Origin of the sequence: Stenotrophomonas sp. Marseille-Q5258, assembly GCF_946900935.1 — a bacterium.
Taxonomy (GTDB): Bacteria; Pseudomonadota; Gammaproteobacteria; order Xanthomonadales; family Xanthomonadaceae; genus Stenotrophomonas; species Stenotrophomonas nematodicola.
The window spans coordinates 78441-104071 of record NZ_CAMPPN010000015.1 but is presented as its reverse complement, the minus strand read 5'-3'; the positions used below and the strand labels follow the sequence as shown (position 1 = coordinate 104071).

Sequence of the window (25631 nt, the reverse complement as noted above, 5' to 3'; positions counted from 1 at the left end):
GCGGGCGGTTACACCACCGGGATGCTGTGCTTGCCCAGGCTGCGGTATGGCGGGGTGGACATCACCATCTCGGCCAGCGAGTAGGCCAGCTCGCGTTCGGCCATCACGGTGCCGTCGGCGCCGTGATCCAGCAGATGCTTGACCTCGGCATCGCTGTGCGCCCGCGCCAGCAGGGTCAGGTCCGGGTTGAGCGCCCGCAGTTTGGCCAGCGTTTCGCCCGCTTCCAGGGGCTGCGGAATGGCCAGCACCGCGATCTTGGCGCGTTCCGGATGGGCTTCGGCCAGCACCCGGTCCGAGGCCGCGCTGCCGCGGATGCCGGGCAGCCCGGCGGCATGCGCCTCGGCCACGTGTTCCTTGTTGTCGTCGATGATCATCACCGGCACGCCGCGATCGCGCAGCACCTGCGCCAGCGCGCTGCCCACCCGTCCGTAGCCGATCACGATGGCATGGTCGTGCAGGTCCAGCGACGGCCCCGGCGGCAGTTCGGTTTCCACGGCGGTCGGGGTCGCCTCCTGGTGCTTGAGCAGCCAGCGGTCGAGCAGGCCGAATACCAGCGGGTTGAGCATGATCGAGATCAGCGCGCCGGCCAGCACCAGCGCCTGCCCGGTGGGCGGCAGGATCTTCAGGGCGACGCCGAGGCCGGCGATGATGAAGGCGAACTCGCCGATCTGCGCCAGGCTGGCCGAGATGGTCAACGCGGTGCCGGTGGGATGGCCGAACGCACGCACGATCACGAAGGCAGCTGCGGACTTGCCGAACATGATGATGGCCGCGGTGGCCAGCACCTGCCACGGGTGCTCGATCAGGATGGCCGGGTTGAACAGCATGCCGACCGAGACGAAGAACAGCACCGCAAAGGCGTCGCGCAGCGGCAGGGAGTCATTGGCGGCCTTGTGGCTGAGTTCGGACTCGTTGAGCAGCATGCCGGCGAAGAACGCGCCGAGCGCGAACGAAACGCCGAACAGCATCGCCGAGCCGAACGCCACGCCGAGCGCGATGGCCAGCACCGACAGCGTGAACAGCTCGCGCGAGCCGGTGCCGGCGATGCGTTCGAGAATCCACGGAATCAACCGGCGGCCGACCACGAGCATCACCGCCACGAACAGGCCCAGCTGCACGAAGGTCCAGCCGATGCTGGCCAGCACGCTGCCGAGGGTGTGCGTTTCGTTGGCGGCATCCGGCCCGAACACGCCGGCCAACACCGGCATCATCACCAGTGCCAGCACGCACGCGAGGTCTTCCACGATCAGCCAGCCCACCGCGATCTTGCCGCGCTGGGTTTCCAGCAGGCGGCGCTCTTCCATCGCACGCAGCAGCACCACCGTGCTGGCGGTGGCCAGCGAGAAGCCGAACACCACGCCGTGGATCACCGGCCAGCCCATCAACGACGCCAGTCCCCAGCCCAGCAGCGTGGCCACCAGAATCTGGCCGATGGCGCCCGGAATGGCGATCGCTTTGACCGCCATGAGGTCTTTGAGCGAAAAGTGCAGGCCCACGCCGAACATCAGCAGCATCACGCCGATCTCGGCGAGCTGGTTGGCCAGTGCCTGGTCGGCGACGAAGCCGGGGGTGAACGGTCCTACGCAGATGCCAGCAACCAGATAACCGACCAGCGGAGACAAGCGCATCTTGTTGGCCAGCGCGCCGAAGATGAAGGCGAGCCCGAGGCCAACGGCGACGATGTTGATCAGGTCGGTGTCATGGTGCATCGGGGCTCGCAGAAAGGGGGGATGCCCCGATTTTCACCGATGCGGCCAGATCCGGCAAACACTGACGCATGCGGCGCGTGCCTGTTCCCGTGGTCAGGGCGTGTGTTGTCCGGGACATCGGCCGGTGTGGGCGATGAATGCGCGGAACGCTGTTGTTGCCCGTCCACAACGACGCTGCCCCGGCGGACCGGGGCAGCGGCAGTCATCGCATGGTGGCCGGCCAGTGGCCGGCACTGCCGGGGATTACCATTTGTACGTTACGCGGCCGTAGACGTACGCGCCGTTGAAGCCGTACGGCGAGTAGTTGCTGTACGGCAGCATGCCCCAGGTCGAGTTCTGCAGGTCCACGGTACGGTCCGGGTACTCGTCCAGCAGGTTGTCCGCGCCCAGGGTAAGCGCCCAGTTCGCGCTGGGCTTGTAGCTCACCGAGGCATCGAGCACCCATGACGCACCGTAGGTCTGGTCGCGCAGCGCGGTGGCCGAGTTGCGCACGGTGAAGCTGCCATAGCGGGTGGCCGCCAGATTGAGGTCCCAGTGGTCCGAACGCCAGGTGCCGCTGAGGATGGCCTTGTCGCGCGGGTAGCTGTCTTCGATGCGGCCGATCTCGTCACGCCCGATCAGCGACTGGGTCAGGCCCAGGCTCTGGAACACCGCCGGCGAGGCGATGAACTTCTTCACCTCGGTTTCGTTGTAGCTGTACGCGGCGGTCAGCTCCAGCGAGCTGGCGGCGAAGGGAAGGGTGTAGCTGGACACCGCGTCCACACCACGGGTGCGGGTGTCCACGCCGTTGGTGAAGTACGAGAACGCGGTGACCTGCGGCAGCCCCAGCCCACCGAGCAGCGCGTTGGTGGCGGCGTTGGTGGTGATGTTGGTGGACAGCACGATGCGGTCGTCGATGTCGATCTGGTACGCATCCACGGTCAGGTACAGGCGGTCCACCGGCTGCAGCACCAGGCCCAGGCTGTAGGAGGTGGAGCTTTCGGCCTTCAGCGGGCTGGCACCCAGCGCCTGCGCGGCAGCGCTGGTGGTGGGGAAGGTGCCGCGTTCGACGAACACGCCGTTGACGATCGTGCTGGTCACCGCCTGGTAGCTCTGCTGGGCCAGCGACGGCGCGCGGAACCCGCTGGAGGCGGTGGCGCGCAGGGCGACCTTGTCGGTGAAGGCATAGCGCGCGGACAGCTTGCCGGAGAACTTGTCGCCGAAGTCCGAGTAGTCCTCATAGCGGCCGGTCGCGCCGGCGGAGAACTTGTCGGTGAAGTCCGCTTCCAGGCCGGCATACACCGCGTAGTTGTTGCGGTCGGCGTCCACCGCATTGATCGGGGTGAAACCGCCGAAGCCCTGGGCGCCGCTGCCGGTGTACGAGTTGGGTTCGCCCGGCGACTGCTCCCACGTTTCGCGGCGGTACTCGCCACCGAAGGACAGCGTCACCGGATACGCCAGGCCCCAGTCCAGGGTCTTGGTCACATCGGCGTTGACGATGTCCTGGGTGTACTCCAGCGCGCCGTCGTAGAACGAACGCGGGCTGTTCACGCCGAGGCTGTAGTTGATGCTGTTGCGGGTGTGGAAGTCGATCTTGTTGTAGCCGTGGTTGTAGCTGACGTCCCAGTTCCAGCCGCTGTCGGTGCCGCCCTTGACGCCGGCCACGATCGAGCGGTCCTTGGAGTACTGATTGATCTGCGGCACGAAGCCGTCCGGGTACACCTGTGCCAGCAGCGGGCCCTGGTTGCTGTTGTTGCGCGAGCGGTAGAACGCGAACGAGGTGATGTCGCGGTTGCTGGCCATCGCCGTGGCATAGGCCGAGACGTGGTCGGTGAACTGGAAGCTGGCATTGGCCGAGGCGGCGGTGGCATCCACCTGCGGGTCGCCCACCACAAAGGTGGTCTGGCCGATGTTGGGGAAGTTGCCGGTGTTGGGCGTGGTGCCCTGGTACGGGCCGGCACGGTTGCTCTCGTCCTGCTGGGTGATCTGCCCGGCCACGTGCACGCTGCCGCGGCCGTCGGCGAAGCCAACGCCGGTATCGCCGGAGAGCTGGTACTTGTTGCCGTCGCCGGCCGAGTACTGGCCGGCATCCAGGACCAGGCTGCCGCCGGCGGAGGATCCCTTGAGCACGATGTTGACCACCCCGGCGATCGCATCGGAGCCGTACTGGGCCGACGCGCCGTCGCGCAGCACTTCGACCCGCTCGATCGCGGCGATCGGAATGGCGTTGATGTCCACCGCCGAGGAGCCGCGGCCGATGCTGCCGTTGACGTTGATCTGCGCCGAGGTGTGGCGGCGCTTGCCGTTGACCAGCACCAGCACCTGGTCGGGCGACAGGCCCCGCAGCTGCGCCGGGCGGATGCCGCTGGTGCCGTCGGTCAGCGCCGGGCGCGGGAAGTTCAGCGAGGGCAGGGCGCGCGACAGCGCGGTGGCCAGCTCGGTGGTACCGGTGGACTGCAGCGCCTCGGGGGTGATGATGTCGATCGGCGACTGCGACTCGGCCACGGTGCGGTCGGCGACCCGGGTACCGGTGACGATGATGGTGTCCAGGGTGTTCGCGGCGGCAGGCGGGGCCTGCTGGGCGGAGACGGCGAAACTGGAGACACCGAGCGCGACAGCTACGGCGGCGGCGAGCGTACTGGTCTTGCGGTTCATCAGGATGTGGCTCCGGTAGGGACGGTGCGGCACCGTGGCGACATCACGACTGCGGGGAGCGGGTCTGCGAAGGCGGTTGTTGCGGTGCGCAACAAAGGAATTAACGGGATATTCATCGCCTGTCAATTCCCGGGTGCATTCGCAAAAAACGTTGCAGCAGCAACCATTTACGTGATGCCCGGGTTTCGACGGAGGGGTCCCGAGGACGCGCGGGCAGGGTCGTGGGAGAGAGAGACGAGCCCTGCCGCGCATCCCGGGGCGCGTCAAGTATTCGTTAACGCTAGAATTACGTCGCAGGAAAGGTGCTCACGAGCACATTCCATTCCGTTATATGGACCCCCAAGATGATTTCCCTTCGTAACTTCGCCTTGCGCCGTGGCGAGCGGCTGCTGTTGTCCAACGTCGACCTGACTCTGCACGCGGGGTACCGCGTTGGCGTGGTCGGCCGCAATGGCGCCGGCAAGTCCAGCCTGTTTGCCGCCGTGAAGGGCGAGCTGGAAGCCGACAAGGGCGACGTCGATCTGCCTGGCAAGGTCCGCATCGCATCGGTGGCCCAGGAAACCCCCTCGCTGCCGGACCCGGCGCTGCAGTTCGTGCTCGAAGGCGACACCGAGGTGGCCGCGGTGCTGCGCGCCGAGGCCGACGCGGCGGCCCGGGAAGACTGGGAGGCGGTGGCCACCGCGCACCAGAAGATGGCTGAAATCGGCGCCTACGACGCCGAAGCGCGGGCCGGCAAGCTGCTGCATGGCCTGGGCTTCCCGGCCGAGACGCATTCCCGGGCGGTGTCGTCGTTCTCCGGTGGCTGGCGCGTGCGCCTCAACCTGGCCCGCGCGCTGATGATGCCCAGCGATCTGCTGCTGCTCGACGAACCGACCAACCACCTCGACCTGGACGCGGTGTTCTGGCTGGAACAGTGGCTGCTCAAGTACCCCGGCACGCTGCTGCTGATCTCGCATGACCGCGAGTTCCTCGACAACGTCGCCACCCATACCCTGCACCTGCATGGCGGTGGCGCCAAGCTGTATCCGGGCGGCTACACCGATTTTGAGCGCCAGCGCGCCGAACAGCTGCGTCAGCAGCAGATCGCGCACGAGAAGGAACAGGCCGAGCGCGCCCACCTGCAGAGCTTCATCGATCGCTTCAAGGCGCAGGCGAGCAAGGCCGCACAGGCGCAGAGCCGCATGAAGCGCCTGGCCAAGCTGGCCGGCACCGAGGCGGTGCGTGCCGAGCGTGAATTCCGTATCGAATTCGCCCCGCCGGCCAAGCTGCCGTTCTCGCTGATCCGCCTGAACCACGTCGATGCCGGCTATGGCCCGGACGCCGTGATCCTGCACGAGGTCGGTTTCGGCCTGGAGGCGGGCCAGCGCATCGGTCTGCTCGGCCCCAACGGCGCCGGCAAGACCACGCTGGTCAAGACCCTGGTCGGCGAGCTGGCGCCGTTGACCGGCGAGCGCGCGGCCCACCCGGACCTGCGCATCGGCTACTTCGCCCAGCACACAGTGGAATCGCTGCACGAAGGCCAGTCGCCGATGGAGCATTTCCGCGATCTGGCCCCGGATGCGCCCAACCAGGCTTTCCGCGATTTCCTCGGCAAGTGGAACTTCGCCGGCGACCGTGCCTTTGAACCGGTGGATGGGTTCTCCGGTGGCGAGCGCGCGCGCCTGGCACTGGCGCTGATCGCCTGGCAGCAGCCGAACGTGCTGCTGCTCGACGAACCGACCAACCATCTCGACCTGGAAATGCGCGAAGCGCTGGCGGAAGCGTTGGCCGATTTCGAGGGTGCCATCGTGATGGTCTCGCACGACCGCCACCTGATCGGTCTGGTCTGCGACACCTTCTGGCGTGTGGCCGATGGGGTGGTGGAGCCGTTCGACGGCGATCTGGACGCCTACGCGGCGTGGCTGCGGTCGCGTCCGGCGGCGCAGGGCACCAAGCAGAAGATGGCCGCCGCCGCACCGGAGCCGGTGCCGCCGACCCCGCCGCTGCCGCCGCGCAAGCCGGTCAATCCGCACAAGCTGGCAGCCGCCGAAGCCAAAGTGGGCGAGCTGGAGGGCACGCTGGCCGAGCTGGACCGCCAGCTGGCCGATCCGTCCAACTACGCCGACGCAACCCGCATGGCCGTGCTCGGCCGCGACCGCGAAGCGACGGCGGCGCTGCTGGCCAAGGCGGAGCAGAGCTGGATGGAACTGCTGGAAGGTTGATCGTCGGGGGCGATGTGCCGACCGCGGTCGGCACCCGTCAGCCCGTGACCTCTCCCTGCGCCTGCAGCCACTGGCGGAACAGCCGCGCCGCGTCGCTCTCGGGGCGTGAACGCAGGCGCGTCAGCCAGTAGCGGCCCAGGTCCAGCACCGGCGCGAACGGCTGGATCAGGCGCCCCTGCGCCAGGTCCTGCCCGAACATCTTCAGCGGCAGCAGGGCCACGCCATTGCCTGCCGCCGCCGCGCTGGCCAGGGTCAGCGACGAATCGAACACCGGTCCACGCGCTTCCAGCTCCGCCACCCCGGCCGCCTGCAGCCAGCGCGGCCATTCGTCGGTGCGGTAGGACCGCAGCAATGCCACGTTCGCCAGGTCGCGCGGCTGGTGCAGCAGGCGGGCCAGGGCGGGCGCGCACAGCGGGGCGAACGGCGCGTCCAGCACCGCATCACTGACCTGCCCCTGCCAGTCGCCCTCGCCGAAGCGGATCGCCAGATCCAGCCCTTCGCCGGCCAGGTCGATGCGGTTGTTGTGGGTCTGCAGACGCAGGTCGATCTGCGGATGGCGGGCATGGAAGTCCGCCAGGCGCGGCAGCAGCCAGCCCGTGGCGAAGGTGCCGACCACGCCCACACGCAGCACCTCGCGGAAGTGCCCGCCCACGAAACGGTCCAGGCTCACCGCGATCCGGTCGAAGGCCTCGTTGAGCACCGGGTACAGCCGCGCGCCTTCGTCGGTGAGCGCCACGCCACGCGGCAGCCGATGGAACAGCGACACCCCGAGCCGATTCTCCAGTGCGCGGATCTGGTGGCTCAGCGCGGCCTGGCTGACACACAGTTCCAAGGCGGCGCGGGTGAAGTTCTGATGCCGGGCGGCGGCCTCGAAAGCGCGCAGCGCATTGAGCGGCAACTGGGGGCGGAGCATGGGCGCGAGCCGTGAGGAGGATCGATGGATCATCGCACCGTTACCCTCGAAAGTGCCGATCGTAAGCCGGCAGATCCTGAAATCCGCCCCGGAAATCCGCCGAGGCATAAGAAAGGCGAATGGCTTCCGCTGAAAATGCTCGCTGGTGCCGCGCCGCCACGGCTTCAATACTCTCCGCCTCACCAGGAGAATCCGCATGCTTGCTCGACGACAGTTCCTGCACTGGACCGGGGTGGCCGCCGCCTCCGCGCTGACCGCCACCGCACTGGCGAAAACGCCGCCGCGCACCACGGCCCCGGCGCTGGCCGCCGCCCCCGACTTCGCCGCGCTGGAAGCGGCCAGCGGTGGCCGGCTCGGGGTCACCCTGCTGGACACCGCGTCCGGCCGGCGCATCGGCCACCGCCAGGACGAGCGCTTCCCGATGTGCAGTACCTTCAAGTTCGTCCTGTGTGCGGCGGTGCTTCGCCAGGTCGATGCCGGCCGGCTCGACCTGGACAAGCGCGTGCCGATGCGCGCGGAGGATCTGATCGACCACGCGCCGGTCACCCGGCGGCACATCGGCAAGGACCTCACCGTGCGCGATCTGTGCCGGGCCACGATGATCACCAGCGACAACCCTGCCGCGAACCTGCTGCTGGGGGTGGTGGGCGGCCCGCCTGCCGTCACGCGCTTCCTGCGTGAGCACGGCGATGCGGTGACCCGCAACGACCGTCTCGAGCCGGAGATGAACCGGTTTGCGCCGGGCGACCCGCGCGATACCACCAGCCCGGCGGCGATGGCCGCCAGCCTGCAGCGCTTCCTGCTCGGCCAGGTGCTGGCGCCCGCGTCGCGCCAGCAGCTGGCCGACTGGCTGATCGACAACGAAACCGGCGACGAGCGCCTGCGCGCGGGGCTGGGCAGCACGTGGCGGGTGGGCGACAAGACCGGCAGCAACGGCAAGGACACCACCAACGACATCGCGATGCTGTGGCCGATGGCCGGTGGCACCCCGTGGGTGCTCACCAGCTATCTGCAGGGCGCCACGGTGGACGATGCCGGACGCAATGACGTGCTGCGCCAGGTCGCCGTGCTGGCCGAAGGCATGATGCGCGGCGCCTGAGGTCAGCAGCCGGACGCTTGCCCGGCTGCATCGCCGTATCAGCCGCGCACCGCCTCCAGGAACTCGCGTCCCCAGCGGTCCACGTCGTAGTACTCCACACTGTCGAACAGCTGTCGCATGCGCCCGGTGGCTTCATCATCGGGCATCGACAATGCCTGCAGCAGCCCGGCGGTGAGGTCGGCCGGATCATGCGGGTTGGTCAGCACCGCGCCCTTCAGCTCGGCGGCGGCGCCGGCGAATTCGCTGAGCACCAGCACGCCGCTGCTGCCTTCGATACCCTGGGTGGCGACGAATTCCTTGGCCACCAGGTTGAGTCCGTCGCGCAGCGGGGTGATCCACATCACCTGCGCGGCGGCGTAGTGCGCCACCACCTCCTCGAACGGCAGTGCCTGGGCGAAGAAGCGCACCGGCGTCCAGTCCAGCCGCGAGAAGCGCCCGTTGATGCGCCCCACTGCCTGCTCGATCTGGTTCTGCAGGGTCCGGTACACCGTCATCTCGCGCGCGGCCGGCACGCAGATCATCAGCAGGGTGACCTTGCCCAAGCGGTCCGGATGCTGCTCGAGCAGCCGCTCGAATGCCTCCAGTTTGGCCAGCGTGCCCTTGGTGTAGTCCAGCCGTTCCACCGACAGCACCAGCTTGCGCGCGCCGATCTCGCGGCGCAGCTTGAAGATGTCGTTGCGCACGTCGCCGCGCGCCAGCACGGCGTGGATGCGGCGCAGATCGGTGCCGACCGGATGCGCGCCCAGCGCGATCTCCCGATCACCCACGCGCAACCGCGTGGTCATGGTGTCCAGGCCCACCGCGCAGCCATAGGTCAGAAAGCGCGGTGCGCAGCTCTCCCACGCCAGCCGCTCGGCCGGCATCGCCCCGCGCACCACGTCCACGAAATTCTCCACCTGGCGCGGAATGTGGAAGCCGATGTAGTCGCAGCTGAGCAGGCTGCCGATGATTTCGCGCCGCCAGGGCACCACGTTGAAGACGTCGGCGGAGGGGAAGTAGGTGTGGTGGAAGAAGGCGATCTTCAGGTCCGGACGCAGCTCGCGCAGCGTGCCCGGCACCATCCACAGGTTGTAGTCGTGGATCCAGACCGTGGCGCCGTGCGCGGCTTCGGCGGCGGTGGATTCGGCGAACTTGCGGTTCACCTGCAGGAATACCTGCCAGTCGTCCTCGCGGAAGCGCGCGCGCTCCCAGAACACGTGCAGCATCGGCCAGAACGCTTCCTTGGAGAAGCGCTTGTAGAAGATGTCCACTTCCTGCTTGCTCAGCGGCACGCGCGCGGCGGTCAGGGTCGGATAGCGTTCGGCATCCACCGCCAGGTGGGTCTGGAACGGACCGCGCTTGGGATCGTCGATTCCCCACGCCACCCACGAACCCTTCTGCCCGCCGTCGAAGAAGCTCAGCAGCGACGGAATGATGCCGTTGGGCGAGCGAGGCGGGCGCTGAACGAGCACGCCGTCCTGCATGACCTCATCGAACGGCAGGCGGTGGTAGACCATCACCAGTTCGGCGCCATCGGCGCGCGCCTGCGCCGGCGGATGCAGGAACGGGTCATCGCTGGCGAGCAGGCCGAAGTGTTCGATCGCCTCCAGGATGCCGCCGCAGCCGGGCGCCTCGGCGTGGAAGGTGTGGCCGAGCGTAGCCGTGGCTGCGGTCAGGGCCGGCTCCGAATCGCCGACGCACACGCCGCGGAAACCGGCGGTGTACATGGAAAGATCGTTGAGCGTGTCGCCGGCGACCAGGATGCGCTCGCGCGGCAGTTCGAGCAGGCGCGCCAACGCGGACAGCGTGCGGCCCTTGTCCGTGTCCGGCGGCAGGATGTCCAGATAGCGGTCGGCCGAATAGAGCACATCGCAGCCCAGCGCCTGCGCGGCGGCCTGGATCTGTCCGCGCAGCGGCGCCAGCGTGTCTGGATCGCAGAAGTAGGAGCAGCGGCGCTCCTGCGGTACATCCTGGCGCTGCAGCGCGGCGAACGGGCGCATCGCCGCCGCCACCACCTGCTCGCCGGGCCAGTGCGCGTCGATCATCGATTGCAGGGGCTGCAGCGGCTGCAGCGTATGCCCGTCGACCACGGTCGCGCCGACATCGCAGACCACGACATCCGGGCGCGGGATGGCCGGATCGGAGAGCAGGGGCATCACCGCTTCGAGCCCGCGGCCGGTGATGAAGATCAGGCGGATACCGGGGTGCTGGTCGACCAGCCGGTACAGGCGGTGGCGCGCGGCGGCATCGCCGGCGAGGAAGGTGCCATCCAGATCGGTGGCGAGGATCAGTTGCGCGGCCGGCGTGGCCGGCAGGGTACGGGGTGAGGTGGGGACGGTGGGTGTCGATACAGTCAATGCACTTCCTTTTCGGAGTCGGCGGGGTAAGGGGTGTCCTGGGGGGCCTGCTGGTCGGTTTCGGGCATCAGTTCCAGCGCGCCGGGTGTGGTCCGCAGCATCAGGCGGAAGCCGACCGGATGGGTGCGCAGGCGCTGGAAACGCAGCAGACGAGCGGTGGTGAACAGTGCCAGTGCCAGCAGCACCACCGCGAAATACAGCGGCAGCGCGGCCGGGCCGAAGCGCTGCATGCCGGCACCGGCCAGGGCCGGGCCGAACGCGGCACCCACGCCGTGGACCAGCAGCAGGCTGGAGCAGCCCGCAAGCAGGTGCTCGCGCGGCAGGTAGTCGAGCATGTGCGCCACGGCGGACGGATACAGCGCGAAGGCCAGGCCGCCGTAGAAGAAGAACAGGCCGAACAGCAGGTGGGTCTGGAGCTGGATCATCGGCAGCGACGCCACCAGCGCGATGCCCGCGGCGATCAGGCTCAGCACCACCAGCGCGCTGCGCCGGTCGTGGCCGTTGCTGAGCTGGCCCAGCGGCCACTGCAGCACCGCGCCGCCGATGATCGCCACGAGCATGAACAGAGCCACGCCAGTGTCCTCCAGGCCGACCTCGCCGGCATACACCGGCAACAGCCCCCAGAACGCACCCATCGCCAGACCCGACAGGCCTGCCGCCACGGTCGCCACCGGCGCCATCGCGTACAGACGCCGCAGGCTCAACCGGCTCATCACCGGCACGTCCGGCTGGCGCAGGCGGGTCGCGGTCACCGGCAGCACGGCGGCACAGACCAGGATCGCGGTGAGCATGAACATGGCCGTTGCGCTGGCGTCGCCGAGCATCAGCAGCAGTTGGCCCAGCGCAAGCGCGGACAGATTGACCACCATGTACAGCGAGAATGCGCGGCTGCGTTGGGCCGGATCCGGCTCGGCGTTGAGCCAGCTTTCGATCACGGTGTACAGGCCGACCAGGGCGATGCCGGTGGCGATGCGCAGCACGCCCCAGCCCCAGGGGTTGAGCCACAGGGGATGCAGCAGCACCGCGATTGCGGCGAGCGCGGCGAAGAAGGCGAACGCACGGATATGTCCGATGCGGCCGATCAGCGAGGGGGCGAAGAAGGTGCCGATGAAGAACCCGGCGAAATAGCCGGACATCACCAGACCCAGGGTGCCGGCACCAAAGCCGGCCTGCCCGCCGCGCACCGCCAGCAAGGTACCCAGAAGCCCGCTGCCCGTCAGGAGCAGCGCTACTCCCGTGAGCAGGGCGGTCAGCCGCAACACGCGTGCGACCTTCGTGGGGAAGAAGGCGAACCGGTCACGCCACGACCTTAACACAGCGGGGATGAAGCCCTTCGCGATGCGGGAGGCGTTTGCGCTGCCCGGCCGTGGCCGTTAGGGTGGGTCCATGAACGTACTGAAGCTCGTGCCCCTGGCCGCCGCACTGGGGCTTGCCGCCTGTAGTGGCGAACGCGATCCACTCGCCCACGACATCTCGCTGGCGCCGTCGGACGCCTTCATGGCAGCGGTGGCCGCCCATTGCGGCAAGGCGTTTGAAGGCCGCATCGTGGCCAACGAGCCGCGTACCGATGCACCCGATCCGTTCGAAGGCAAGCGGCTGGTCATGCATGTGCGCGGGTGCGACGACCCGGCCCACGAGCTGCGCATTCCCTTCCATGTCGGCGACGACCATTCGCGGACGTGGGTGCTGACCCGCACCTCCCACGGCCTGCGTCTCAAGCACGATCATCGCCATGCAGACGGCAGCCCCGATGCGATCAGCCTCTACGGCGGCGACAGCAAGCCACCGGGCACCGCGCAGCGTCAGGAATTCCCGGTGGATGCCGACTCGGTGGCGATGTTCCGAAAGGCCGACATGCTGCCCTCCGTGCACAACACCTGGGCGATGGAGGTCGATCCGGACCAGCGCTTCATCTATGAGCTGACCCGGCCCGGCGGCCGCCGCTTCCAGGTCGCCTTCGACCTTGCCAGGCCGGTGGCGCTGCCGCCCCCACCGTGGGGCAGCGCCCCCTGACGCAGGCCGCTGCCCCCGGGGTCGGTCAGCGGACGCCGAAGCGCGCCCGGCACCCGCCGTTCACCCACAGGCTGCCGTTGCTGTAGCCCCAGCTGCGGCCTTCCACACAGGCGGTGCCCGACAATTGCTGGATCAATGCCGGGCGTCCCTGGCGGGCATCCCAGGCGCAGGTCTGCTGGCGGTTGTTGTTGCTGCTGCAGGTCACGCTGTAGTTGCTGTCGCCGCCGCCCCAGCCGCCGCCGCTGTTGCCACGGGCCTCGGCAAACTCCCCCCGGCAGCCGCGGTTGACCCATACGCTGCCGTTGCGCGCGCCCCAGGTCTGGCCCTCCACACAGGCCGAGCCGGAGATCTGCCGGACCAAGGTCGCATTGCGCCAACCGGTGTTGCAGGTGCGCTCGCGGTTGTCCTGGCTTTCGCAGCGGATGGTGCCGCCGCTGCCATTGCCGCCGCCCCAGCCGCCGCCGTTGCCCCGCCCTTCAACGAACTCGGCACGGCAGCCACCGCTGACCCACACCGTGCCGTTGCGCGAGCCCCAGTTGCGGCCTTCCACGCAGGTCGTGCCGGAGATCTGCCGGGACAGGCGCGCGCTGCGCCAGCCGGTATTGCAGACCCGCTCGCGGTTGTCCTGGCTTTCGCAGCGCACGGTCCCGTTGTTGCCGCCGCCACCGTTCCAGCCCCCACCATTGCCGCTGCCGCGCAGCGAGGTGGCGATATCCTGTTTGATCCGCGAGAAACCCCAGCCCGAATTGACCTGGGCCAGGTAGAACCGCAGCTGGTCATCGGGGATGCGCCGGCCATTGGACTGGTCGGCGTACTCCTGGCTGATGACCCGGCTGCGGTCCGAGGAGGACAGCTGCGACAGATTCTCCGGGGCGTAGGCACGTGAACTGATCTGGGCCTGCGCCGCGGGGGCGGCCAGGGCGAGCACGGCGGTCAGGCAGGCGACGGTCAGGCGGCGGTTCATGGCGACATCCCCTTGCGGTCGTTGGTGGGCGGACTATAGGAAGGCCCCCGGTTCACAACGCGTGATGCCGGGCCGGCGAGGCCCGATTTGCCCCGCCGCGCCGACGGCCGCAGAATAACGGGCTTTCCGGCGCAGCTTGGTGCCGGCACTCTCCTGCGGAGCTTTACCCCCATGCGTACCCACTTCTGTGGCCTGGTCGACGAGACCCTGATTGGCCAAACCGTTACCCTTGCCGGCTGGACCGACGTTGCCCGCAATCAGGGCGGCGTGTGCTTCATCGATCTGCGCGATCATGAGGGCATCGTGCAGGTGACGGTGGAAGTCGACAACGCGGCCGTGTTCGCCGTGGCCGCCAGCCTGGGCTATGAGGACGTGCTGCAGGTGGAGGGTGTGGTGCGTGCCCGCCATGCGGTCAACGACAAGCTCCGCACCGGCAACGTGGAGGTGATCGCCACGGCCATCACCATCCTCAACAAGGCCGAGCCGCTGCCGTTCCACGCCCACGAGAACCCGGGCGAGGAAACCCGCCTGAAGTACCGCTACCTGGACCTGCGCCGCCCGGAAATGCAGCGTATGCAGCGCACCCGCATCAAGCTGGTGCAGGCGCTGCGCCGCCACCTGGACGCGACCGGCTTCCAGGACATCGAAACCCCGATCCTGACCAAGGCCACCCCCGAGGGCGCGCGCGACTTCCTGGTGCCGGCGCGCATGCATCCGGGCGAGTTCTACGCGTTGCCGCAGAGCCCGCAGCTGTTCAAGCAGATCCTGATGGTGGCCGGCTTCGACCGCTACTACCAGATCGCCCGCTGCTTCCGCGATGAGGCCCTGCGTGCCGACCGCCAGCTGGAGTTCACCCAGCTGGACATGGAATTCGCCTTCGTGCGCGAGCGCGACGTGCAGGATTTCGTGGAAACCATGATCCGCGCCATCTTCAAGGAAGTGGTCGACGTGGAGCTGGATGCCAGCTTCCCGCGCATGACCTGGGCCGAGGCGATGCGCCGGTATGGCTCGGACAAGCCGGACCTGCGCATCGCGCTGGAGCTGGTGGACGTCGCCGAGCTGGTCAAGACCAGTGAGTTCCCGGTGTTCACCGCCGCGGCCAACGATGCCGACGGCCGTGTCGCCGCGCTTCGCATCCCGGGCGGTGCCAGCCTGTCGCGCAAGCAGATCGACGAGTACGCCGCGCATGCCGCCAAGTACGGCGCCAAGGGCCTGGCCTACATCAAGATCGCCGAGAACGGCGAGGTCAGCTCGCCGATCGCCAAGTTCTTCAGCGAGGAGGCCTTCGCCGCCCTGGTCGCGCACGTCGGGGCCGGCAACGGCGACATCGTGTTCTTCGGTGCAGGTGGCTACAACAAGGTGTCCGACTTCATGGGCGCGCTGCGCCTGAAGGCCGGCAAGGACTTCGATCTGGTCGCGGCCGGTTGGGCGCCGCTGTGGGTCACCGACTTCCCGATGTTCGAATACGACGACGAAGCCCAGCGCTACGTCGCCCTGCATCACCCCTTCACCGCCCCGGCAGTGGACGATATCGCCGACCTGCGTGCCAATGCGAAGACGGCCGTGTCGCGCGGCTACGACATGGTGCTCAACGGCAACGAGATCGGCGGCGGTTCGATCCGTATCCACCGCTCGGACATGCAGAGTGCGGTGTTCGAACTGCTCGGCATCGGTGCCGAAGAGGCCGAGGGCAAGTTCGGCTTCCTGCTCGACGCGCTGCGTTTCGGCGCGCCGCCGCACGGTGGCATCGCCTTCGGCATCGACCGTATCGCCGCCCTCATGGCCGGTACCGAATCGATCCGCGACGTGATTCCGTTCCCCAAGACCACCGGCGCGCAGTGCCTGATGACCGGCGCCCCGTCGCCGATCCCGGACGAGCAGCTGGCCGAAGTGCACGTCCAGGTCCGCCCGGCAAAGCAGTAACCTGCGCCGGGCGCTGCCGCGCCCGGCTGCACCAGATCCATCGTCGTTCCGTAGAGCCGGGCTCTGCCCGGCTGCACCAGATCCATCATCGTTCCGTAGAGCCGGGCTCTGCCCGGCCGCACCAGATCCATCATCGTTCCGTAGAGCCGGGCTCTGCCCGGCTGCACCAGATCCATCATCGTTCCGTAGAGCCGGGCTCTGCCCGGCTGCACCACATCCATCATCGTCCAGGAGAGCCAGGCAATGACCGAATTCGCATTTTCGCTGGAGTGGGAAAAACTGGGCAATGAGGGCGCCGACGCCGCCCTGGTCACCGAACGCGCCCGCGTCTTCGGCGGCTGGCTGGTGCGCGTGGGGACCAACCCCGCCGCGATGGCCCTGACCTTCGTCGCCGACGGTGAAGGCCGTTGGGATGGCGAGGACTTCGGCGTGGAGGACTACGAAGAAGACGAAGACGACGAAGAAGAATTCGAGGACGAGGAAGAGGAAGAGGGCGACGAGGACGAGGAGTACGAAGACGAAGAGGAAGAGGAAGAGGACGACGCGGAAGGTGACGACGCCGACGCCACCGGCGGAGCGCGGGCGTAACGCCTGCCTCCCGGCACCCGTCATGTACGCCATCCGACGCGCCACCGAGGCCGACGCCGACATCCTGTCGGCGCTGGCCACGCGCACCTTCGTTGAAACCTTCGGCCCCCTGTACCCGGCCGAGGATCTGCAGGCCTTCCTCGATGAGGCCTATCCGGCTGCACGCCAGCGCGTGATCCTGGCCCACCCGGACTACGCGGTGTGGCTGCTGGAGCGCGACGGCGTCGCGGTGGGGCATGCCGCCGCCGGCCCGTGCGGGTTGCCGCACCCGGAGGTCGCGCCGGGCGACGGCGAGCTCAAGCGGCTGTACCTGATCAAGGACGAGCAGAGCTGCGGCTGGGGCAGCCGGCTGCTGGAAACGGCGCTGGACTGGCTCGAACGCGACGGACCGCGCACGCTGTGGCTGGGGGTCTGGTCGGAGAACTTCGGCGCCCAGCGCTTCTACGCCCGCTATGGCTTCAGCAAGGTGGGCACCTACGAATTCCCGGTTGGCACGGTGCGTGATCTGGAGTTCATCCTGCGGCGTCCGCCGACGCCGGCGCGCTGATCCCCTCCCCATTCCCTGCTGACGCCCCGGCTGCACCGGCTTCACCCGCCGTTGCGGCCGCCCTTCGTCTAATGGGGGCGTTTCCTCCCGCAGGTTCCAAGGCCGCATGGCCAGGCTGAGTGCATGACTCCCCCCGTTTTACTGCTGCACGGCATCTGGAACGCCCGCGCCTGGGTTGGCCCCTTGGCCTGGCGCCTGCGCGCCCGGGGGTTCACCGTGGACACCTTCGGCTACGCCAGCGTGTTCGGCGGCCCGGATGTGGCCGTGCCGCAACTGCTGGAGCGGCTCCGCGACAGTGGTCCGGTGTCCCTGGTCGGGCACAGCCTGGGTGGGCTGGTCGCGCTGGAGGCGCTGCGCCGGCAACCCGATCTGCCGGTTTCGCGGGTGGTCTGCCTGGGCTCGCCGCTGCGCGGCAGCGGTACCGCCCGGTCGTTGGCCGATCACGGCTGGTCGCTGGCGCTGGGGCGCAGCAGCGACCTGCTGCTGGACGGCCTGCCGGCCTGGGAGGGCAGGGCGCAGGTCGGCCTGATCGCCGGCTCGGTCCCGCACGGCCTGGGCAGCCTGCTCGGCGCGATGGGCGAGGCCTCCGACGGCACCGTGGCACTGGATGAGACCCAGTTGCCCGGCCTGACCGACCATTGCGTGGTGCCGGCCAGCCACAGCGGGCTGGTGTTCTCCCCGGACGCCGCGCGCCAGACCGCCGCGTTCCTGCGCGATGGCCGCTTCCGCCACGACCACGCCGCCCACGCGGCCTGAGTCCCGGCGGGCCCCCGGGGGGCGACTAACACGGTCGCGCCGGGCGATCAGGTAGAATCCGCGCCCTGTTCCTCACGCAAGCACGGAAATACTCATGGGTAGAGGCCCCTCCATCGAGAACCGCAAAAACGCGTCCGACGCGAAGCGCGGCAAGATTTTCACCAAGATCATCCGTGAGATCGGCGTTGCCGCGCGCGGCGGTGGAGGCGACCCCAACAACAACCCGCGGCTGCGCGTGGCGATGGACAAGGGCCTGGCCTCGAACATGTCCAAGGACGTGATCGAACGCGCCATCAAGAAGGCCACCGGTGAACTGGAAGGCGTGGAGTACGAGGAGATCCGCTACGAGGGCTATGCCCCCGGTGGCGTGGCCGTGATCGTGGACTGCCTGACCGACAACCGCGTGCGTACCGTGGCCGATGTCCGCCATGCGTTCAGCAAGTGTGGCGGCAACATGGGCACCGAAGGCTCGGTGTCCTTCATGTTCAAGCGCGTGGGCGTGCTCCACTTCGCTGCCGGCGCCAATGAAGAGGCCGTCACCGAGGCGGCCATCGAGGCCGGCGCGGACGACATCGTGGTCTATCCCGAAGATGGTGCGATCGACGTGCTCACCGCCGCCGACAGCTACCACGCGGTCAAGGACGCAATGACGGCGGCCGGGCACACCCCGGACCATGCCGAGCTCACCTTCCGCGCCGACAACGACATCAAGGTCGAGGGCGACACCGCCCTGCAGGTCAAGAAGCTGCTGGACATGCTCGAAGACCTGGACGACGTGCAGGACGTGTTCTCCAACGCCGATCTCGGCGCGGACGCCTACGCCTGACCGTGCGCCTCACCGGTCGCTTTGCGCGACCGGTGAGCGGACAATGCGGACCATGATGACTCCTGCCGTTCCCTGTTATCGCCGCCGCAGCCGTCCGTTCCGGGCCGCAGGTGGCCGTGTGCGTGTCGCATGACCCGCATTCTCGGCATCGACCCCGGTTCGCAGCGCACCGGGGTGGGCATCATTGATGTGGACGCCACCGGCAAGGTCGTGCATGTGCACCACCTGCCGCTGGTGCTGCTGGGCGCCGACGACTTCCCGCAGCGGATGAAGCTGCTGGTGGTCGGGCTGACCGCCCTGGTGGAGGAATACCGCCCGGACGAGGTCGCCATCGAGAAGGTGTTCATGGCCCGCAACCCGGACTCGGCGCTGAAGCTCGGCCAGGCACGCGGCGCAGCGATCTCGGCCGTGGTCATGCGCGACCTGCCGGTCAGCGAATACGCCGCCACCGAGATCAAGCTGGCCGTGGTCGGCCGCGGTGGCGCGGAAAAGCAACAGGTCCAACACATGGTCGGGCTTATGCTCAACCTGAAAACCAAGCTGCAGGCCGACGCCGCCGATGCGTTGGCGGTGGCCATCACCCATGCCCATGTACGGGCGACGGCGCAGCGGCTGGGCGTCAATGCACGCATGGCCTGGAGCCGGAAATGAGGAACACTGCATGATTGGTCGTCTGCGCGGGATCGTGGCCTACAAGGCGCCGCCGTGGCTGCTGGTGGATGTCAACGGCGTCGGCTTTGAGCTGGAAGCCCCGATGAGCACCTTCTACGACCTGCCCGAGCTGGGCCGCGAGGTCACCCTGTTCACCCATTACGCGCAGAAGGAAGACAGCGTTTCGCTGTACGGATTCCTGCGCGAGGGCGAGCGCCGCCTGTTCCGCGACGTGCAGAAGGTCAGCGGCATCGGCGCCAGGATCGCGCTGGCGGTCCTTTCCGGCGTCAGCGTGGACGAGTTCGCACGCATGGTGCAGGCCGGTGACATCACCGCGCTGACCCGCATCCCGGGCATCGGCAAGAAGACCGCCGAGCGCATGGTGCTCGAGCTGCGCGACCGCGCCGCCACCTTCGGCGGGGGCGGGGCGCCGATCGCCGGGGCCGCACCGGCCACCGATCCGGTCTCCGAAGCCACCGTGGCCCTGCAGCAACTGGGGTACAAACCCACCGAGGCGGCGCGCATGGCGCGCGACGCCAATGCCGACGGCGATGACGTCGCCACGGTCATCCGCAAGGCCCTGCAGGCCGCGCTGCGCTGAGCAGCCGCCTGCTTCCCCGATCCTGAACGCCTGACGTCCGCCCCGGAGCCCCATGTCCACGACCACCCCCCAGCACAGCAACGGCCAGGCCCCGCACGGCCACGCGCCGGCGGCCGGCGGCCTGGCCCTGATGATCGGCGCCATCGGCGTGGTGTTCGGCGACATCGGCACCAGCCCGCTGTACACGCTGAAAGAAGCGTTCTCGCCGCACTACGGGCTCAACAGCGACCATGACACCGTGCTGGGTGTGCTGTCGCTGGCGTTCTGGGCGCTCAATATCGTGGTCACGCTCAAGTACGTGACCATCATCATGCGGGCCGACAACGACGGCGAGGGCGGCATCATGGCCCTGATGGCGTTGACCCAGCGCACCCTGCGCCACGGTTCACGCTCGGCCTACGTGGTGGGCATCCTCGGCATCTTCGGCGCTTCGCTGTTCTTCGGCGATGGCGTGATCACCCCGGCCATTTCCGTGCTCGGTGCGGTCGAAGGCCTGGAGGTGGCCGCGCCCGGCCTGCATGCCTTCATCGTCCCGATCACCGTGGTGGTGCTGCTTGCCGTGTTCGGGGTGCAGCGTTTCGGTACCGCGCGGATCGGCAAACTGTTCGGGCCGATCACCTCGATCTGGTTCATCTCGCTGGCCGCGATCGGCATCTGGAACATCATCGATTCCCCGGAAGTGCTCAAGGCCTTCAACCCGATGTGGGCGCTGCGCTTCTTCATGGAGCACGGCTGGCATGGGGTGTTCATCCTCGGCGCGGTGGTGCTGGCGGTGACCGGTGGCGAGGCGCTGTACGCCGACATGGGGCACTTCGGCGCCAAGCCGATCCGCCATGCGTGGTACTTCTTCGTGCTGCCGTGCCTGGTGCTGAACTACCTGGGACAGGGCGCGCTGGTGCTCAACAACCCCGAAGCGGTGAAAAACCCCTTCTTCGAGGCCGTGCCGGAGTGGGCGCTGTACCCGATGATCATCCTGGCCACGATGGCGGCGGTGATCGCCTCGCAGTCGGTGATCACCGGTGCGTTCTCGGTCTCGCGCCAGGCCATGCAGCTGGGGTACATCCCGCGCATGCGCATTACCCATACCTCGCACGACACCATCGGCCAGATCTACATCCCGGGCATCAACTGGGGCATCGCGGTGATGGTGATCGGCCTGGTGCTGGCGTTCCGCAGCTCCTCCAACCTGGCCGTGGCCTACGGCATCTCGGTGTCGGCCACGATGCTCATCGATACGCTGCTGCTGGCGCTGGTCGCCCGCGCGCTGTGGCCGACCTCGCGCTACTGGATCATCCCCCTGTGCGCGGTGTTCTTCATCATCGACCTCGGCTTTGTGATCGCCAACGGCGCCAAGCTGCTGCAGGGCGCCTGGTTCCCGGTGGTGCTCGGCATCGTGCTGTTCACGATGATGCGCACCTGGCGGCGTGGCCGCGAGCTGCTGCGCGATGAGATCCGCAAGGACGGCATCCGCATCGACACCTTCCTGCCCGGGCTGATGCTGGCCCCGCCGGTACGCGTGCCGGGCACGGCCGTGTTCCTGACCGCCGACCCGTCGGTGGCGCCGCATGCGCTGATGCACAACCTCAAGCACAACAAGGTGCTGCACGAGCGCAACGTGTTCCTGCACGTGGTCACCCTGCCGGTGCCGTACGCGCCGGAAGGCCAGCGTCTGAAGATCGAGTCGGTGGGTGACGAGTTCTACCGCATCTACGTGCGCTTCGGTTTCATGGAGACCCCGGACGTGCCGCTGGCGCTGATGCGCTCGTGCGACCACGGCGGGATCTACTTCGATCCGATGGACACCACCTTCTTTGCCAGCCGCGAAACCATCGTGGCCACGGCCAACCGCGGCATGCCGATCTGGCGCGACAAGCTGTTCGCGCTGATGCATCGCAACGCAGCGCCCGCGACCGGGTTCTTCCGGATTCCGGGCAACCGGCTGGTCGAACTGGGCGCCCAGGTGGAGATCTGACGCGGCAGCGCGCAACCCGCTGCCCCGGGGAGTGCCGGCCCGGTCAGGAGCCGGCCCGCGGCCGGCATTGCCCGGGCGCGGATCGCGCTCCTTTTGCCGCATAATTGCACCATGACTGACGACCGCATCATCGGTGCCGGTGCCACCCGCGAGGATGACACCACCGACGCCAGCATCCGCCCCAAGCGCATGGCCGACTACCTCGGCCAGGCGCCTGTGCGCGAGCAGCTGTCGATCTACATCGACGCGGCCAAGGGGCGTGGCGATGCGCTCGACCACGTGCTGATCTTCGGCCCGCCCGGGCTGGGCAAGACCACCCTGAGCCACGTGATCGCCAACGAACTGGGCGTGGCGCTGCGGGTGACGTCGGGGCCGGTGATCGAAAAGGCCGGTGATCTGGCGGCGCTGCTGACCAACCTGCAGCCGCACGATGTGCTGTTCATCGACGAGATTCACCGCCTGTCGCCCGTGGTCGAGGAAGTGCTGTACCCGGCGATGGAGGATTTCCAGATCGACATCATGATCGGTGAAGGCCCTGCGGCCCGCTCGATCAAGATCGACCTGCCACCGTTCACCCTGATCGGGGCCACCACGCGGGCCGGCCTGCTGACCGCGCCGCTGCGCGACCGCTTCGGCATCGTCCACCGGCTGGAGTTCTACACGCCCGAGGAACTGACCCGGATCGTGCGCCGCTCGGCCGCCATCCTCAACATCGACTGCACCGCCGAAGGCGCAGCCGAGATCGCGCGGCGTTCGCGCGGCACCCCGCGCATCGCCAACCGGCTGTTGCGCCGGGTGCGCGACTACGCCCAGGTCAAGGCCGCCGGCCATATCGACCAGGCCGTGGCCCAGGCCGCCATGCAGATGCTGAAAGTGGACCCGGAAGGGTTCGACGACCTCGACCGGCGCCTGCTCAGGACGATGGTCGACTACTTCGACGGTGGTCCGGTGGGCATCGAGTCGCTGGCAGCGGCCCTGTCCGAAGAGCGTGGCACCCTGGAAGACGTGGTCGAGCCCTACCTGATCCAGCAGGGCTTCCTGATCCGTACCGCGCGCGGCCGCATGTGCACGCACAAGGCTTACCGGCACATGGGCCTGAAGCCGAAGAACCCCCCCGCCGACCTGTTCGCGGAGGTGCCTGATGTCGGTTAGCCCCGGGTTCAGTTGGCCGACACGCATTTACTGGGAAGATACCGATGCTGGCGGTGTGGTCTACCACGCCCGCTATGTCGCCTTCATGGAGAGGGCGCGCACTGAATGGATGCGGGCACTGGGCTTTGGGCAGGAGCGTACGCGCACCGACCACGGCCTGGTGTTCGCGGTCCGCTCGATGAGCATGGATTTCCTGAGGCCGGCGCGACTGGACGATGCGCTGGCCGTGACCGCCACGCTGGTGCAGTGCAAGCGCGCCAGCCTGGTGTTCCACCAGGCGGTGTGTCGCGGCGATGAAACGCTGCTGACCGCGCAGGTGAAGATCGCGGCACTGGACGCCACCACATTCAAACCGCGCGGCATGGACGATGCATTCCATGCGGTGCTGAAACACCACGAATTTCCAGAATCCGCACACTGAGGAACAACGGATGATCGCAATGCTCCTGGCCCTGCAGGCCACGGTGGTCGAGGCGCTGCCGCAGGAAGTCACCAGCGCCGCGTCGCAGACCGTCGCGCAAGCCGCGCATGGCGGTGGCATCAATTACCTGGACCTGATGGTCAAGGCCAGCATCCCGGTGAAGATCATCGTGCTGCTGCTGCTGGCCGGCTCGTTCATCAGCTGGGTGATCATCTTCCGCAAGGCGCGCGTGTTCAACGCCGCCAACCGCGAAGCCGATGAGTTCGAAAGCCGTTTCTGGTCCGGTGCTGACCTGGGCAAGCTGTACAGCGCTGCCACCGACCGCAACCGCAAGGTGGGGGGTCTGGAGGCCATCTTCGAAGCCGGCTTCCGCGAGTTCACCCGCCTGCGCGACAAGCGCCGGCTGGACGGCCGCGCCCAGCTCGAAGGCGCCCAGCGCGCCATGCGGACCACCTACACCCGTGAAGTGGACCAGATGGAGCGCAGCCTGGAGCTGCTCGCCAACATCGGGTCCACCGCCCCGTACGTGGGCCTGGTCGGTACGGTGTTCGGCATCATGGTGACCATGCACGACATGATCAACAGTGGCGAGCAGGCCGGTATCGCCTCGGTCGCGCCGGGCATCTCCGAAGCCCTGTTCGCCACGGCCATCGGCCTGTTCGTGGCGATCCCGGCAGTGTGGGCCTACAACCGCTTCACCACCCGCGTGGAGCGCCTGTCGGTCCGCTTCGAAACCTTCGCAGAAGAGTTCAGCTCGATCCTGCAGCGCCAGACCGCGGGCGACGAGTAAGCGCCCAGCACCAAGGACCCTGCCATGACCGCTGCCATTGGCCGCCGCAAGCGCCGAAAGCTCAAATCCGAAATCAACGTCGTGCCCTACATCGACGTGATGCTGGTGCTGCTCATCATCTTCATGGTCACCGCGCCGCTGCTCACCCTGAGCTTCGATGTGGACCTGCCCAACTCCCAGGCCAAGGCCCTGGAGAGCAAGCAGGACCCGGTCGTGGTCTCGGTGCGCCTGGACGGCCAGCTCACGCTGAAGCTGCCTGACGCCAAGGAGCCGGCCGTGATGGAGGCGGCCGAACTGCAGGCGCGCCTCGGCGCCCTGTCGGCGCAGGACAAAAACCTGCGCGTGATCGTCGCCGCCGACCGCGCCGTGGCCTATGAAAAGGTCGTTGCGGCGATGGACGTGATCAAGCGCGCCAATGTCGAAAAGGTGGGTCTGGCGACCGATGCACGCTGAAGCCCTGCCACCGCAGCGCCAGCCCGAGGAAAAGTGGGGTCTGCCGATCGCGCTGGCGTTGGCCGTGCACCTGCTGCTGGCGCTGGTGTTCATCGCCGCCTGGCTGTGGTCGCCCCAGCGCAGCACCGAGGCTGCCGCCGGCGACCCGGCGATCGAGGCGAGCCTGCAGTTGTCGGCCGCCGAGGCCTCCGCTGCACGGCAGGCGCTGCGCGCCTCCGAATCGCTGCCTGCGCTGCCCGAGCCGGTTGCCCAGCCCGAGCCCATTCCCGAAGACACCGTGCCGCCGCCGCAGCCGCTGCCCGAGCCGCGTCCGCAGGACGCGCCGACCCCGCAGCAGCAACAGGCCCAGGAGCGCGTGGCCCAGCCGGACAAGATCGACCAGGAAGCGGTCAACGCCCTGGCGGTGTCGGCCGAGAAGGCCAGGCAGGAGCAGGAGGCCAAGCGCCGCCAGGAACAGATCGACCTGACCGAACGCAAGCGGCAGGAGCAGGCCGAGCAGAAGCTGCGGCTGGCAAAGCAGCAGGAAGAGGCCGACCGGAAGAAGAAGCTGGCCGAGCAGGAGCAGAAGGCCAATGACGCCAAGGCCGACGCCGAGCGCGACAGGAAGCTGGCCGAGATCCGCGCCAAGCGTGCGCAGGCCGAGAAGGAAGCCAAGCTGGCCGAGCAGAAGCTGCGCCAGGTCACCGCCGCGCGCGCGGCCAGCGCGGCCGCCTCGACCGCCGGCGCTACCGGGGCTGCCCAGCCGGCAGCCGGTGCGGGTGGTACCAGTGACGACCTGCGGGCCAAATACGCCGCCGCCATCCAGGCCAAGGTCACCGAGACCTGGATCCGTCCGCCGAGCGTGTCGCCGGGGCAGGGCTGCCGTATCGCGATCGTGCAGTTGCCGGGTGGCCGGGTGATGTCGGCGACCGTGGTGCCGCCATGCCCGTACGATGACGGCGCCAAACGCTCGCTGGAGGCGGCCGTGCTGAACGCCCAGCCGTTGCCCTACCGCGGCTTCGAAACCGTTTTCGCGCGCGAACTCACCCTGAACTTCCGGCCGGAATGAGTGCCTGGGGCGCCCGTATCGTTAACGCGATGTG

The 25631-nt window shown here is 68.3% G+C and carries 22 protein-coding genes; 16 read left to right on the top strand and 6 right to left on the bottom strand.

All coding sequences use genetic code 11. The features are described from left to right. Nucleotides 1–8 precede the first annotated feature (8 nt). Nucleotides 9–1709: a YbaL family putative K(+) efflux transporter gene (gene ybaL / locus OC534_RS11750; RefSeq protein ID WP_262071826.1), complete on the bottom strand. Its 1701-nt coding sequence runs from the start codon at nt 1707–1709 to the stop codon at nt 9–11. Between the two features lie 243 nt (nt 1710–1952). Beyond that, the gene (locus OC534_RS11745; protein ID WP_017357182.1) at nt 1953–4343 is read right to left on the bottom strand and encodes a TonB-dependent receptor; all 2391 of its coding nucleotides are present in this window, start codon (nt 4341–4343) and stop codon (nt 1953–1955) included. A gap of 344 nt (nt 4344–4687) precedes the next feature. On the opposite strand from OC534_RS11745, the gene OC534_RS11740 reads away from it, so the two are divergent. Then, a complete protein-coding gene (locus tag OC534_RS11740; RefSeq protein ID WP_136003027.1) occupies nt 4688–6544 on the top strand; it encodes an ABC-F family ATP-binding cassette domain-containing protein in 1857 nt (618 codons plus the stop codon). Between the two features lie 37 nt (nt 6545–6581). Here OC534_RS11740 and OC534_RS11735 read toward each other — a convergent pair whose 3' ends face one another. Next, nucleotides 6582–7457 (bottom strand): LysR family transcriptional regulator, encoded by an 876-nt coding sequence (locus OC534_RS11735; protein ID WP_136003028.1) that lies wholly within the window; start codon nt 7455–7457, stop codon nt 6582–6584. A gap of 196 nt (nt 7458–7653) precedes the next feature. Between OC534_RS11735 and blaL2 the strand changes: the two genes are divergently transcribed. After that, on the top strand, nt 7654–8556 hold the full coding sequence (blaL2, locus tag OC534_RS11730; protein ID WP_136003029.1) for a L2 family extended-spectrum class A beta-lactamase: 903 nt from the start codon (nt 7654–7656) through the stop codon (nt 8554–8556). 38 nt (nt 8557–8594) lie between these two features. On the opposite strand, the gene ggpS is transcribed toward blaL2, so the two are convergent. Together ggpS and OC534_RS11720 are read right to left on the bottom strand one after the other, a co-directional pair. Beyond that, entirely contained in the window at nt 8595–10892 is a 2298-nt protein-coding gene (ggpS, locus tag OC534_RS11725) for a glucosylglycerol-phosphate synthase (protein WP_017354664.1), read from the bottom strand. After that, a complete protein-coding gene (locus OC534_RS11720) occupies nt 10889–12154 on the bottom strand; it encodes an MFS transporter (RefSeq protein ID WP_136003030.1) in 1266 nt (421 codons plus the stop codon). Before OC534_RS11720 ends, ggpS begins: the two co-directional genes overlap by 4 nt. A gap of 124 nt (nt 12155–12278) precedes the next feature. On the opposite strand from OC534_RS11720, the gene OC534_RS11715 reads away from it, so the two are divergent. Further along, nucleotides 12279–12905, top strand: a complete 627-nt coding sequence (locus tag OC534_RS11715; protein ID WP_017354666.1) for a hypothetical protein — start codon at nt 12279–12281, stop codon at nt 12903–12905. A gap of 25 nt (nt 12906–12930) precedes the next feature. Here OC534_RS11715 and OC534_RS11710 read toward each other — a convergent pair whose 3' ends face one another. Continuing rightward, a complete protein-coding gene (locus OC534_RS11710; protein WP_017354667.1) occupies nt 12931–13869 on the bottom strand; it encodes a DUF3011 domain-containing protein in 939 nt (312 codons plus the stop codon). A 171-nt stretch (nt 13870–14040) separates the two neighbouring features. On the opposite strand from OC534_RS11710, the gene aspS reads away from it, so the two are divergent. The 13 genes from aspS to tolA all read left to right on the top strand — a co-directional run bounded on the left by aspS (nt 14041) and on the right by tolA (nt 25597). Next, a complete protein-coding gene (gene aspS, locus OC534_RS11705) occupies nt 14041–15792 on the top strand; it encodes an aspartate--tRNA ligase (RefSeq protein WP_136003032.1) in 1752 nt (583 codons plus the stop codon). Between the two features lie 243 nt (nt 15793–16035). Next, nucleotides 16036–16380: a DNA primase gene (locus tag OC534_RS11700; RefSeq protein WP_153164682.1), complete on the top strand. Its 345-nt coding sequence runs from the start codon at nt 16036–16038 to the stop codon at nt 16378–16380. A gap of 22 nt (nt 16381–16402) precedes the next feature. After that, nucleotides 16403–16927, top strand: coding sequence for a GNAT family N-acetyltransferase (locus OC534_RS11695; RefSeq protein WP_153164681.1), 525 nt, complete (start codon nt 16403–16405; stop codon nt 16925–16927). Nucleotides 16928–17050: 123 nt separating this feature from the next. Next, nucleotides 17051–17683, top strand: coding sequence for an alpha/beta fold hydrolase (locus OC534_RS11690; RefSeq protein WP_017354671.1), 633 nt, complete (start codon nt 17051–17053; stop codon nt 17681–17683). 94 nt (nt 17684–17777) lie between these two features. Beyond that, complete coding sequence (locus OC534_RS11685; protein ID WP_017354672.1) at nt 17778–18509, top strand: YebC/PmpR family DNA-binding transcriptional regulator; 732 nt, start codon at nt 17778–17780, stop codon at nt 18507–18509. Nucleotides 18510–18638: 129 nt separating this feature from the next. After that, nucleotides 18639–19160: a crossover junction endodeoxyribonuclease RuvC gene (gene ruvC, locus OC534_RS11680; RefSeq protein ID WP_017354673.1), complete on the top strand. Its 522-nt coding sequence runs from the start codon at nt 18639–18641 to the stop codon at nt 19158–19160. 10 nt (nt 19161–19170) lie between these two features. Beyond that, nucleotides 19171–19761, top strand: a complete 591-nt coding sequence (ruvA, locus tag OC534_RS11675; protein WP_262071825.1) for a Holliday junction branch migration protein RuvA — start codon at nt 19171–19173, stop codon at nt 19759–19761. Between the two features lie 130 nt (nt 19762–19891). Next, nucleotides 19892–21733, top strand: a complete 1842-nt coding sequence (locus tag OC534_RS11670) for a potassium transporter Kup (RefSeq protein ID WP_243746376.1) — start codon at nt 19892–19894, stop codon at nt 21731–21733. Nucleotides 21734–21844: 111 nt separating this feature from the next. Beyond that, nucleotides 21845–22885 carry a Holliday junction branch migration DNA helicase RuvB gene (ruvB, locus tag OC534_RS11665; RefSeq protein WP_136003035.1) on the top strand — a complete coding sequence of 347 codons (1041 nt, stop codon included), beginning with the start codon at nt 21845–21847 and terminating at the stop codon, nt 22883–22885. Continuing rightward, nucleotides 22875–23306: a tol-pal system-associated acyl-CoA thioesterase gene (gene ybgC, locus OC534_RS11660; RefSeq protein WP_017354677.1), complete on the top strand. Its 432-nt coding sequence runs from the start codon at nt 22875–22877 to the stop codon at nt 23304–23306. The genes ruvB and ybgC overlap by 11 nt, the downstream gene beginning before the upstream one ends. Nucleotides 23307–23316: 10 nt before the next feature. Beyond that, complete coding sequence (gene tolQ / locus OC534_RS11655; RefSeq protein WP_017354678.1) at nt 23317–24096, top strand: protein TolQ; 780 nt, start codon at nt 23317–23319, stop codon at nt 24094–24096. Nucleotides 24097–24120: 24 nt separating this feature from the next. Then, a complete protein-coding gene (gene tolR / locus OC534_RS11650) occupies nt 24121–24549 on the top strand; it encodes a protein TolR (protein ID WP_017354679.1) in 429 nt (142 codons plus the stop codon). Further along, nucleotides 24539–25597: a cell envelope integrity protein TolA gene (gene tolA / locus OC534_RS11645; protein ID WP_136003036.1), complete on the top strand. Its 1059-nt coding sequence runs from the start codon at nt 24539–24541 to the stop codon at nt 25595–25597. The genes tolR and tolA overlap by 11 nt, the downstream gene beginning before the upstream one ends. Nucleotides 25598–25631: the final 34 nt, after the last annotated feature.